This is a genomic window from Providencia sp. JGM181 (assembly GCF_018257375.1).
In the GTDB taxonomy this organism is placed as follows: Bacteria; Pseudomonadota; Gammaproteobacteria; order Enterobacterales; family Enterobacteriaceae; genus Providencia; species Providencia lanzhouensis.
Map to the genome: position 1 here is coordinate 1 of NZ_JAERJY010000098.1, position 13,399 is coordinate 13,399.

Annotated in this window: 9 protein-coding genes; 1 reads left to right on the forward strand and 8 read right to left on the reverse strand. The window is 45.3% G+C overall.

Going from position 1 to position 13,399, the window contains the following annotated elements; all coding sequences use genetic code 11:
- Positions 1-167: 167 nt before the first annotated feature.
- Complete coding sequence (locus JK188_RS12430; RefSeq protein ID WP_211888003.1) at positions 168-677, forward strand: pyridoxamine 5'-phosphate oxidase family protein; 510 nt, start codon at positions 168-170, stop codon at positions 675-677.
- A 74-nt stretch (positions 678-751) separates the two neighbouring features.
- Here the strand turns inward: JK188_RS12430 and rpoC are convergent, their stop codons facing one another.
- The 8 genes from rpoC to secE all read right to left on the reverse strand — a co-directional run bounded on the left by rpoC (position 752) and on the right by secE (position 12,964).
- Positions 752-4,975 (reverse strand): DNA-directed RNA polymerase subunit beta', encoded by a 4,224-nt coding sequence (gene rpoC, locus JK188_RS12435; protein WP_036953634.1) that lies wholly within the window; start codon positions 4,973-4,975, stop codon positions 752-754.
- Positions 4,976-5,084: 109 nt separating this feature from the next.
- Entirely contained in the window at positions 5,085-9,113 is a 4,029-nt protein-coding gene (rpoB, locus tag JK188_RS12440) for a DNA-directed RNA polymerase subunit beta (RefSeq protein WP_036953635.1), read from the reverse strand.
- A gap of 357 nt (positions 9,114-9,470) precedes the next feature.
- Entirely contained in the window at positions 9,471-9,836 is a 366-nt protein-coding gene (gene rplL, locus JK188_RS12445; RefSeq protein WP_006657047.1) for a 50S ribosomal protein L7/L12, read from the reverse strand.
- Between the two features lie 60 nt (positions 9,837-9,896).
- The gene (rplJ, locus tag JK188_RS12450) at positions 9,897-10,394 is read right to left on the reverse strand and encodes a 50S ribosomal protein L10 (protein WP_006657046.1); all 498 of its coding nucleotides are present in this window, start codon (positions 10,392-10,394) and stop codon (positions 9,897-9,899) included.
- Positions 10,395-10,729: 335 nt separating this feature from the next.
- A complete protein-coding gene (gene rplA, locus JK188_RS12455; protein WP_006657045.1) occupies positions 10,730-11,431 on the reverse strand; it encodes a 50S ribosomal protein L1 in 702 nt (233 codons plus the stop codon).
- A 4-nt stretch (positions 11,432-11,435) separates the two neighbouring features.
- Positions 11,436-11,864 (reverse strand): 50S ribosomal protein L11, encoded by a 429-nt coding sequence (rplK, locus tag JK188_RS12460; protein ID WP_006657044.1) that lies wholly within the window; start codon positions 11,862-11,864, stop codon positions 11,436-11,438.
- A gap of 167 nt (positions 11,865-12,031) precedes the next feature.
- The gene (gene nusG, locus JK188_RS12465; protein WP_006657043.1) at positions 12,032-12,577 is read right to left on the reverse strand and encodes a transcription termination/antitermination protein NusG; all 546 of its coding nucleotides are present in this window, start codon (positions 12,575-12,577) and stop codon (positions 12,032-12,034) included.
- On the reverse strand, positions 12,578-12,964 hold the full coding sequence (gene secE / locus JK188_RS12470) for a preprotein translocase subunit SecE (RefSeq protein ID WP_006657042.1): 387 nt from the start codon (positions 12,962-12,964) through the stop codon (positions 12,578-12,580).
- Between the last annotated feature and the right edge of the window lie 435 nt (positions 12,965-13,399).

A 13,399-nucleotide genomic window follows, 5' to 3' on the forward strand; every position in this document is an offset into this window, starting at 1 on the left:
CTATAACCCTATATGAAATGAAAACATTAATAATGCCAAACCTTACTATTTTTAATTATCGCTCTCCCCAAAACATACCTTAATTACCATCTCACTCAATACATGATGACCAATCACGAAAGTCCCTAAAGCGGGCTTTCTTCTTATATACGTACAATGGAGACCCCATGAGTTTAAAGCAGCGCAGTTTAGTTCTTTTGCATACGACCCGTTTTATCACTTTTGCTACACTCAGCCCCGAAAATATTCCGTGGGCAACCACCGTCGAGCCCAAAATTCTGTTCAATCCTCTACGGTTTCTTTGGTATTCCGCGCATCAAAGCCAGCACTCCCAAAATATTCGCCATCACTCTCAAGTGAGCGGAACACTGTTTAATTATCATTTGCCTGAGTTTGGTTTGCCCGGTTTTGATGGGGCTCAGTTCACGGGGGTTGCACGGGAACTATCGGTTGATGAATCTGAGGATGCTTATCATGAATTTCATCAAAATTCGCTTTTCGATGAGACTCAAAATGCGTTGCCTTCTATTGCCCTTGAGCAACTTCAAGAAAATGGTCATTCACGCTTTTATGAGCTTATTGTTGATCAGTGGTGGTTGTTTGATATGGAATATTGGCTGGCTAATCAAGAAAGCCGTCGCATTCCTGTGCCGCTGAACTACCTTAATAATGAATAGCAGGCAGTTGGCAGGCAAAAAAAAACCGGTATCTTTCGATACCGGTTTCTACTAAGCGATTTGCAAATCAGAAATTAGTTCTGATTGTCGCTGGTGAAGCCTGCATTTAACAGTTCAGCTAAGTTCGCTGTTGCTTCATCTGCGCTAACTTGTGGAGCTTCCACAGCTTCGCTCAGATGACGACGACGGATACGATCCTGGTGGTACGCGAAACCGGTACCTGCTGGGATCAGACGTCCAACAATAACGTTCTCTTTCAGACCGCGCAGTTCATCACGCTTACCTGCTACCGCTGCTTCTGTCAGTACGCGAGTTGTTTCTTGGAACGATGCCGCTGAGATGAAGGATTCTGTTGCCAGAGATGCCTTAGTAATACCCAACAGATCACGTTCAAAGTTAGCTGGAATCTTACCTTCAGTTTCCAGTTTACGGTTAGAAACTTTAACTCGTGAGTACTCAACTTGCTCACCTTCGAGGAATTCAGAGCTTCCTGCATCCGCGATGGTGACTTTACGCAGCATCTGACGAACGATAACCTCGATGTGTTTATCGTTAATCTTAACGCCTTGTAAGCGGTAAACTTCCTGAACTTCGTTCGTGATGTAACGAGTCACAGCATGAACACCACGCAGACGCAGGATATCATGTGGAGACTCTGGACCATCAGAAACTACGTCACCGCGTTCAACGATTTCACCTTCGAATACGTTAAGCTGACGCCATTTAGGGATCATCTCTTCGTATGGCTCACTTCCATCTAATGGAGTGATAACCAGACGGCGTTTCCCTTTGGTTTCTTTACCAAACGAGATAATACCGCTGATTTCAGCCAGGATCGCAGGCTCTTTCGGACGACGAGCTTCGAACAGGTCAGCAACGCGTGGCAGACCACCCGTGATATCTTTAGTACCTACGGATTCTTGTGGAATACGCGCTAAAGTATCACCGACGTTGATAGCGATGCCGTCATCTAACTGAACAATTGCGTTACCCGGTAAGAAATACTGAGCAGGCATGTCTGTGTTAGGGATCAGAACATCTTTACCGTTCGCATCGACTACACGCAGTGCAGGACGTAAGTCTTTACCAGCACTGGTACGCTCAGCGGTATCCATAACAACGATTGAAGATAAACCTGTTAACTCATCAGTTTGACGAGTCATTGACAGACCTTCAAGCATGTCGGAGAAGCTGATGATACCCGATACTTCACTGACAACTGGCATGGTGTGTGGATCCCAGTTTGCAACGGTTTCACCGCCGATCACTGCTGCACCATCACCCTTCGTTAAGTGCGCACCGTAAGGAACTTTATAGCTCTCTTTAGTACGACCGAATTCGTCGATCAGACGCAATTCTGTATTACGAGAGGTAATTACCAGCTTGCCTTCTGAGTTAGTAACATATTTCGCGTTGAACAGTTTCAACGTACCTGTGTTACGAACTTGGATGCTAGATTCTGCTGCCGCACGAGATGCCGCACCACCGATGTGGAACGTACGCATCGTCAGCTGTGTACCCGGCTCACCGATTGACTGTGCCGCGATAACACCGATAGCTTCACCTTTGTTGATGATATGACCACGAGCAAGGTCACGACCATAACAGTGAGCACACACACCGAAGTCAGTTTCACAACTTACTACGGAACGTACTTTCACGCTGTCAACAGAGTTAGCTTCTAACAGGTCACACAGTTTTTCGTGTAACAGTGTATTACGTGGAACCAGAATATCTGCAGTACCTGGGATCAGGATATCTTCTGCAGTTACACGTCCAAGTACACGTTCACGCAGTGGTTCTTTAACGTCGCCACCCTCGATAACCGGAGTCATCAGGATACCTTCGTGAGTACCACAGTCATCTTCAGTGACAACCAAGTCCTGAGCAACGTCAACTAAACGACGAGTCAGATAACCGGAGTTCGCAGTTTTCAATGCGGTATCCGCAAGACCTTTACGAGCACCGTGGGTAGAAATAAAGTACTGGAGAACGTTCAGACCTTCACGGAAGTTCGCCGTGATTGGCGTTTCGATGATTGAGCCATCTGGCTTAGCCATCAGACCACGCATACCGGCCAGCTGACGAATCTGCGCTGCAGAACCACGAGCACCGGAGTCGGCCATCATAAAGATACTGTTGAAAGAAACTTGTTGCTCTTCTTCGCCGTCACGGTTAATGACTGCTTCAGTAGACAAGTTTTCCATCATCGCTTTAGCAACACGTTCGTTTGCCGCTGCCCAGATATCGATAACTTTGTTGTAACGTTCGCCTGCTGTAACCAGACCAGACTGGAACTGTTCCTGAATTTCTGCAACTTCTGCTTCTGCTTCGGCGATGATCCCAGCTTTTTTCTCTGGAATAACCATATCGTCGATACCAACCGATGCACCAGAACGTGCCGCATAGGCAAAACCGGTATACATGATTTGGTCAGCAAAAATAACAGTAGGTTTCAGACCCAGTACGCGGTAACAGGTGTTCAGCATTTTGGAGATTGCTTTCTTACCTAACGCTTGGTTAACCAGCGAGTAAGGCAGACCTTTCGGTACGATCATCCATAAAATTGCACGGCCAACAGTGGTATCAACTAAACCAGTATTAATCGTAATGTTACCTTCGCTGTCTTTCACTTCTTCAGTGATACGAACTTTAACGCGGGCATGCAGTGAAGCATGGCCAGAACGGTAAACACGCTCAGCTTCTTTAGGACCGGCTAAAACCATGCCCTCGCCTTTCGCGTTTACGCAGTCGCGCGTCATGTAGTAGATACCCAATACAACGTCCTGAGAAGGAACGATGATAGGCTCACCACTTGCCGGAGACAGGATGTTGTTGGTTGACATCATTAACGCACGCGCTTCTAACTGAGCTTCCAGAGTCAGAGGAACGTGTACCGCCATTTGGTCACCATCGAAGTCGGCGTTATATGCCGCACAAACGAGTGGGTGCAATTGGATAGCTTTACCTTCGATCAGAATTGGTTCGAACGCTTGGATACCCAGACGGTGAAGTGTTGGTGCACGGTTCAGCATAACTGGGTGTTCGCGGATAACTTCATCCAAGATATCCCAAACAACCGCTTCTTCGCGCTCAACCATTTTCTTCGCAGCTTTAATGGTTGTTGCCAGACCACGTAATTCTAATTTGCCGTAGATAAATGGTTTGAATAACTCAAGAGCCATTTTCTTAGGCAGACCGCACTGATGCAGACGCAGGTATGGACCTACGGTGATTACAGAACGACCTGAGTAGTCAACACGCTTACCAAGTAAGTTCTGACGGAAACGACCTTGTTTACCTTTGATCATATCTGCCAAAGATTTCAGAGGACGTTTGTTAGAACCAGTGATTGCGCGACCACGACGACCGTTATCTAACAGTGCATCAACCGCTTCTTGCAGCATACGTTTTTCGTTACGTACGATGATGTCTGGCGCAGCCAGATCCAGAAGACGTTTCAGACGGTTGTTACGGTTGATTACGCGACGATACAGATCGTTCAGATCCGATGTAGCGAAACGACCACCATCCAGTGGTACTAATGGACGCAGATCAGGTGGCAGAACTGGCAGAACGTTCAGGATCATCCACTCTGGTTTGTTACCAGATTGAATAAACGCTTCTAACAGTTTGATACGCTTAGTCAGCTTTTTACGCTTGGTTTCTGAGTTAGTTTCGTTTAACTCTTCACGCAGCGTTTCACACTCGTTCTCAAGATCGAGGTTTTTCAGCAGACCTTGGATTGCTTCCGCACCCATTTTCGCGTCGAATTCGTCACCGAACTCTTCCAACGCATCTAAGTATTGCTCTTCTGTCAGAATCTGTGCGCGCTCAAGGCTGGTCATCCCGCCTTCAACAACAACATAAGATTCAAAATACAGAACGCGTTCGATATCGCGCAGTGGCATATCGAGCAGCAAACCGATACGTGATGGCAGTGATTTTAAGAACCAAATATGCGCAGTTGGAGACGCGAGTTCAATATGACCCATACGCTCACGACGCACTTTAGTTTGTGTAACTTCAACGCCACACTTCTCACAAATCACACCACGGTGTTTTAAACGCTTGTACTTACCGCACAGGCATTCGTAGTCTTTTACTGGCCCGAAAATACGTGCGCAGAAAAGACCGTCACGCTCAGGTTTGAACGTACGGTAGTTAATGGTTTCTGGCTTTTTAACTTCACCGAATGACCATGAACGGATCATGTCAGGTGATGCCAGAGCAATCTTGATCGCATCAAACTCTTCGGTCTTGGTTTGCGCTTTCAGAAACTTAATTAAGTCTTTCACAAAATGGCTCCTGTCGGAGTTAGACCTGTCAGGTGAGTGCTCGAAGCCACTCTCCCCAAATCCCAGTGCTTACACGGGCCGGAAGGCGAACCTTCCGGCACAGAACGAATTACTCGTCTTCCAGCTCGATGTTGATACCCAGTGAGCGGATTTCTTTCAGCAGTACGTTGAAAGATTCCGGCATACCAGGTTCCATCTGATGGCTGCCATCGACGATGTTTTTATACATCTTCGTACGGCCGTTAACGTCATCCGATTTAACTGTAAGCATTTCTTGAAGGGTATAGGCTGCACCGTATGCTTCCAGTGCCCACACTTCCATCTCCCCGAAACGCTGACCACCGAACTGCGCTTTACCACCCAGCGGTTGCTGAGTAACCAAGCTGTAAGAACCAGTTGAACGGGCGTGCATCTTATCGTCAACCAAGTGGTTCAGTTTCAGCATGTACATGTAACCTACGGTGACTTGACGCTCAAATTTCTCGCCAGTACGACCGTCGAACAATGTAATCTGACCTGAAGTTGGCAGACCGCCCAGTTTCAGCAGTTCTTTAATTTCTTTCTCTTTTGCACCATCAAACACTGGTGTTGCAATTGGCATACCTTTTCTCAGGTTCTCTGCCAAACGCATAACTTCTTCATCAGAGAAAGTATTTAAGTCAACTTTCTGACGCGGATCATCACCTAAATCGTAAGCTTTCTGGATGAATTCACGCAGTTTGGCAACTTCTTGCTGCTGTTTAAGCATAGCATTGATTTTTTCACCAATACCTTTCGCAGCCATACCTAAGTGAGTTTCCAGAATCTGACCGATGTTCATACGTGATGGTACGCCCAGCGGGTTCAGAACGATGTCAACTGGGTTACCGTTTTCATCGTAAGGCATGTCTTCAACTGGGTTGATTTTTGAGATAACACCTTTGTTACCATGGCGACCCGCCATTTTATCACCCGGTTGGATCTGACGTTTAACTGCCAGATAAACCTTAACAATTTTCAGTACGCCCGGTGCAAGGTCATCACCTTGAGTGATCTTGCGACGTTTTGCTTCCAGTTTCTTAGCGAACTCAGATTTCAGTTCATCGTACTGTTCAGCTAATTGCTCTAACTGGTTCTGTTTCTCTTCATCAGCTAATGCTAATTCTAACCAACGGTCACGAGGCAGTTTGTCCAGTTTATCAGCTTCAATACCACCGCTGATCAGTACAGAACGGATACGAGAGAACAGTGCGGATTCAAAAATACGCAGCTCTTCTGTTAAGTCTTTCTTCGCATCACGTAACTGAGTTTCTTCGATTTCCAGAGCACGTTTGTCTTTCTCTACTCCATCACGGGTAAATACTTGTACGTCGATAACCGTACCTGATACACCGTTAGGAATACGTAAAGAAGAGTCTTTAACGTCTGAAGCTTTTTCACCGAAGATAGCACGCAGCAGTTTTTCTTCTGGTGTTAATTGGGTTTCACCTTTAGGGGTGACTTTACCAACCAGAATGTCTCCGCCTTTCACTTCTGCACCGATATAAACGATACCGGATTCATCAAGTTTAGACAGTGCTGCTTCACCAACGTTTGGAATATCCGCAGTGATCTCTTCAGGCCCTAATTTGGTGTCACGAGACACACAAGAGAGTTCCTGAATGTGAATAGTTGTGAAACGGTCTTCTTGAACAACACGCTCAGAAACTAAGATGGAGTCTTCGAAGTTATAACCATTCCATGGCATGAATGCCACGCGCATGTTTTGACCCAGTGCTAATTCGCCGAGGTCTGTTGAAGGACCATCCGCTAACACATCACCACGTTCAACTGGTTCACCTAAAGATACGCAAGGCATCTGGTTAATACAGGTGTTCTGGTTAGAACGAGTGTATTTAGTCAGGTTATAGATATCGATTCCAGCTTCGCCCGGATACATCTCATCTTCGTTAACTTTGATAACGATACGAGAAGCATCAACGTATTGAACTGAACCACCACGTCTTGCAACAGCAGTAACACCGGAGTCAACCGCTACTGCACGTTCCATACCTGTACCAACTAATGGTTTGTCAGCACGTAAAGTAGGAACCGCTTGACGTTGCATGTTCGCACCCATCAATGCACGGTTGGCGTCATCGTGTTCAAGGAATGGGATCAGTGACGCACCAACAGAAACAACCTGTTGAGTCGAAACGTCCATATATTCAACTTGTTCACGGCTGAATAAGCTTGACTCGCCTTTGTTACGGCAAGTAACTAATTCTTCGATGAAACGGCCATCGTCGCTTAATACGGTGTTTGCCTGAGCAATGATGAAGTTACCTTCTTCGATTGCAGACAGGTAATGGATTTCATCAGTTACGATGCCATCACGGACTAAACGGTATGGAGTTTCTAAGAAACCGTACTCATTGGTCTGTGCATAAACAGATAATGAGTTGATCAGACCGATGTTCGGACCTTCAGGGGTTTCGATTGGACAAACACGACCATAGTGAGTTGGGTGTACGTCACGTACTTCGAAGCCTGCGCGTTCACGAGTCAGACCACCAGGGCCTAATGCAGAGATACGACGTTTGTGCGTAATTTCAGACAGTGGGTTGTTCTGGTCCATAAATTGAGACAGCTGGCTGGAACCAAAGAACTCTTTAACTGCTGCTGAAATTGGCTTAGCGTTGATCATATCCTGAGGCATTAATGCATCGAGGTCGCCCAGAGAAAGACGTTCTTTCACTGCACGCTCAACACGAACCAGACCTACACGGAATTGGTTCTCAGCCATTTCGCCAACGGAACGAATACGACGGTTACCTAAGTGGTCGATATCATCGACTTCGCCTTTACCGTTACGGATATCGATGAGTTTACGCATAACATCAATGATGTCTTCTTCACTCAGGATACCAGAACCTTCGATTTCATCGCGGTTCAGTGAACGGTTGAACTTCATGCGACCTACAGCAGACAAGTCGTAACGGTCTTCAGAGAAGAACAGGTTATCGAACAGGTTTTCTGCAGCTTCGCGTGTTGGTGGCTCACCAGGGCGCATCATACGGTAGATTTCTACCAGTGCACTTAAGCGATCGTTAGTTGGGTCGACGCGAACGGTTTCAGAGATATAAGCACCGTGGTCTAAGTCGTTGGTGAACAATGTTTCGATTGTTTTGTGACCAGACTGGCTCAGACGTGCCAACATATCTAATGACAGTTCCATGTTCGCTGCACAAATCAGCTCACCGGTGCTCTCATCGATGTAATCTCTTGCAACAACTTTACCTGCGATGTATTCAACAGGAACTTCGATGTTGCTAACTTCTTCTTTTTCTAACTGACGAATATGACGAGCAGTGATACGACGGCCTTTTTCAACATACACTTTGCCGTTTGCTTCGATATCGAAAGAAGCAGTTTCACCACGCAGACGCTCAGGAACCAGCGTCATCATCAGTTTGTTATCGCGGATTTGGAATACAGTTTTGTCGAAGAACAGATTTAAGATTTCTTCGGTGTTGTAATCCATTGCACGCAGAATAATGGTCGCAGGTAATTTACGGCGACGGTCAATACGTACAAACAGGTTATCTTTCGGATCGAATTCGAAATCAAGCCATGAACCACGGTAAGGAATAATACGTGCGTTATACAGCACTTTACCTGATGAGTGAGTTTTACCTTTATCGCTATCGAAGAATACACCAGGACTACGGTGTAACTGGGAAACGATAACACGCTCAGTACCGTTGATAACAAAAGTTCCGTTTTCAGTCATGAGTGGAATTTCACCCATGTAGACTTCTTGTTCTTTGATGTCTTTAACGGTGCCTTCTGGAGCTTCTCGCTCATACACGATCAGGCGCAGTTTTACACGCAGTGGTGCAGAATAGGTCACGCCGCGAATTTGACATTCTTTAACGTCAAAAACAGGCTCACCTAAACGATAGCTGACATATTGCAGCTCAGCATTACCGCTGTAGCTCTGAATTGGGAATACGGAACGGAAAGCAGCTTCCAGACCATTCTGGCCATCAGGATCTTGCTCGATAAACTTCTGGAACGAGTCAAGTTGGATGGAAAGGAGATAAGGTATATCCAAAACTTGTGGACGTTTACCAAAATCCTTACGAATACGTTTTTTCTCGGTATAGGAGTAAACCATAGGTTTCCTCAGCTCGTTGATCAGTGACCCAAATCGTTCGCCTTTGGATTAAGGGCAGAACAGGAACGCGTTTTTTGAAGAAATGGAAAATGAATACTTTCCTGAATACCCATTTCTATTACTCTTAAATCATTTCATTGCGTTGCAGTTGCTACCGAGCTACCCGAGCGGGTCGTAGCGCAGAACACAGTATATTAAGTCGTCAAATAGAAAGAAGTATTGGAGGGTTGTTTGTTAACATTAAAACTGCGTGAAAAGCTGTTAACACCCATCACGCTTTACAGCGCAAAAAGGCTGGTGATTAAAAAATCACCAGCCATCAGCCTAATTACTTAAGCTGCGTTCTTGAAATTGAACTTATTTAAGTTCAACAGAAGCGCCTGCTTCTTCAAGAGATTTTTTCAGAGTTTCAGCTTCGTCTTTGCTTGCAGCTTCTTTGATAACTGCTGGAGCTGATTCTACCATATCTTTAGCTTCTTTCAGGCCAAGACCGGTTGCGCCACGAACTGCTTTGATAACTGCAACTTTGTTCGCACCAACAGATGCCAGAACAACGTCGAATTCAGTTTTTTCTTCAGCAGCTTCAGCTGGACCCGCAGCAACAGCAACAGCTGCAGCAGCAGAAACGCCGAATTTTTCTTCCATCATAGTAATCAGTTCAACAACGTCCATTACAGACATTTCTGCAACTGCATCAAGGATTTGGTCTTTAGTGATAGACATAACAAGTGTTCCTAAAATTCAGAAATAGTTTATACGTTAAAAAGCAACGAAGGAAAGGGCTTATGCAGCTTCTTTCTGATCGCGCAGAGCAGCCAGAGTACGAACCAATTTGCCGGCAGCGGCTTCTTTCATGGTTGCCATCAGGCGTGCGATTGCTTCATCGTAAGTTGGGAGAGTTGCCAGACGATCGATATCTTTCGCTTGGATTAACTCACCTTCAAAGGCCGCAGCTTTAATCTCAAATGCTGGATTCGCTTTCGCGAACTCTTTGAACAGACGAGCGCCAGCGCCCGGATGTTCGTTAGAGAAAGCAATTAAGGTTGGACCAACAAACGCGTCTTTCAGTACATCATAAGCTGTACCTTCAACAGCACGGCGAATCAGTGTGTTACGAACAACACGGATATAAACGCCAGCTTCGCGACCTGCTTTACGCAGTTCAGTCATTTTTGCTACAGTTACGCCGCGTGAATCAGCAACAACTGCAGAAAGCGCGCCTTTGGCTACTTCGCTGACTTCAGCAACAATCGCTTGTTTGTCTTGAAGATTTAGTGCCATTAGCTTCTTGCTCCTGGATTAACCGGGAAAACCCGGGACTCACATCACTCAAACACAACATTATGTAAGAGCGCTAAAACACGGTGAGCAGAATAGAAATCCAGAATTAAATTCTAGGTATCTCTGTCACCGTCTACGCAGGTAAATTAAGTAGCTACTAGTAACTAATAAACTACACCTGCGGTCTTGGACGGGGTCTGGAAAGGCCAGACTCCATACCGAAATTTGTGGTTTGCTGAGCATATTTCTATACCCAACAAACTCGAGGCGTCAAATTTTATACAAATTTGACGCAAAGGTAAAGCCTAATTGCCGATTAGCAAATGCTAACGGAATTAAACTGCTGCTGACAGACCAGATTGGTCGATAGCAACACCTGCGCCCATGGTAGTGGACAGGCTGATTTTCTTGATGAAAACACCTTTAGCAGAAGCTGGTTTTGCTTTTTTCAGCGCGATCAGCAGTGCTTCTAAGTTTTCTTTCAGTTTGTCAGCGTCGAAATCAGCTTTACCGATAGTGGTATGGATGATTCCGTTTTTGTCGTTACGGTAACGAACCTGACCAGCTTTAGCGTTATTAACTGCTTCAGCAACGTTAGGAGTTACAGTACCAACTTTCGGGTTTGGCATCAGACCACGTGGGCCCAGAACTTGACCTAATTGGCCAACAACGCGCATTGCATCTGGAGAAGCAATAACAACGTCAAAGTTCATTTCACCAGCTTTGATTTTATCAGCCAGATCTTCCATACCAACCAGTTCAGCGCCAGCAGCTTTAGCAGCTTCAGCGTTTGCGCCTTGTGCGAACACAGCAACACGAACTGAACGGCCAGTACCGTGTGGCAGTACAGTTGCACCGCGAACGTTCTGGTCAGATTTACGAGCATCGATACCAAGATTGATAGCTACGTCAACGCTTTCAACGAATTTAGCAGTCGCTAATTCTTTCAGCAGAGCAACGGCTTCATTGATGTCATACTGTTTAGTTACATCAACTTTCTCACGGATATTGCGCATGCGCTTAGTCAGTTTAGCCATTCTATTAGTCCTCCACTACCAGGCCCATGGAACGAGCAGTACCAGCGATTGAACGCATCATCGCGTCAACGTCAGCACCAGTCATATCCGCAGCTTTAGTTTCTGCGATTTCGCGAACCTGTGCAGAAGTCACTTTACCAACTTTGTCTTTGTTCGGCTTACCAGAACCAGACTTAACGCCAGCCGCTTTTTTCAGCAGAACTGCTGCCGGTGGAGTTTTAGTTACGAAAGTGAATGAACGGTCTGCATAAACAGTAATAACAACAGGAATTGGTAAACCTTTTTCCAGGCTGTCTGTTTTTGCGTTGAACGCTTTACAGAATTCCATGATGTTCACACCTTGCTGACCCAGTGCTGGACCAACCGGTGGACTTGGGTTTGCCATACCAGCTGCTACTTGCAGCTTAACGTAGGCTTGTACTTTCTTAGCCATGAATATTTCCTCAAATTGGGTAATAACGCCTTAATGGATTAAGGCTCCCCGTTACATTAACGCCCCGCAAAATACCGTTTGCACAGTATGATGCCAAGCATAAAAAACAAAAGGCGCGAAATTGTATGAAAATTTCGCGCCTTTTGCAAGTCTGCTATTCGGAATTGTTAGGCTTTTTCTACCTGTCCGAAGTCTAACTCAACTGGAGTTGCACGACCAAAAATAGAAACAGAGACTTTTAAGCGGCTCTTTTCATAGTCGATTTCTTCAACAACACCGTTGAAATCAGCGAATGGACCTTCACTAACACGAACCATTTCACCTGGTTCAAATAGCGTTTTAGGACGTGGCTTATCACCAACTTGTTGTAAGCGATTCATAATCGCATCAACTTCTTTATCACTAATTGGTGCTGGACGATCTGAAGTCCCACCGATAAAGCCCATTACACGCGGAACACTGCGTACTAAGTGCCAAGAGTCATCATTCATGACCATTTGAACTAATACGTAACCAGGGAAGAATTTGCGCTCACTTTTACGGCGCTGACCGCTACGGATCTCAACAACTTCTTCAGTTGGAACCATAACATCGCCAAACAACTCTTCCATATTATGTAATTTGATATGTTCACGCAGAGACTGTGCTACGCGACCTTCAAAACCAGAGAATGCCTGAATGACATACCAGCGTTTTTTAGGTAAATCTGACATTTAGAATAACCTCAGGCTTGTAATAAATGAAACTAAACGCACTAGGATACCATCTAATCCCCACAGGATTAGTGACATTACAGCCGTTACAGCAGCAACAATCAAAGTCGTTTGTAATGCTTCCTGGCGAGTAGGCCAAATGACTTTCTTCACCTCGATGCGAGCTTCGCGCGCAAACGCCAGAGTTGCTTTACCTTTTGTGGTCCACAAAGCAACAGCACCAGCAATAGCTACTACAGCCACAACTGCAAAAGCACGCAGTGCGAGATTATATTGACGGAAGTAATAGTTGCCTACGATAGCAACTAATAATAAGGCACAGACAACTACCCATTTGAAGATGTCTGCACTGCGTCCACTTCCTTGAGCTTCGCTATTCGCACTCATAATTCAACCTGTTACCATGAAGTATGTATAAAGCTCGCTTGCCTTACCTTTGCAGTATGGCAATCAGAGCACACCAATAGAATATGCCAGCATACCCAGTAAATTTAATCACCACCCTATTTCGAAAATAAATTTCTTTTCGTGGCAGCGGTAAAATATACCATAACTTCTGAGCAAAACCTTAATAAATCTCATATAACTGCATCGGGCTCTCAATACAGTTAGTAAATCGTTGTTTCAGAGCCTATCTCACCAATAATTATGAAAACGATTGATGAGATAGGTTCTTAGGTTTAAACGCTAACATTTTAAAAACTTGAGTATAAAAAGGGCATCAGTCGATGCCCTTTTTACTAAAGTGGTTCTTTCTTATTCAGAAAGAGCGGTATTATGCAATGATTTTTGCAACAACACCCGCACCTACAGTACGACCAC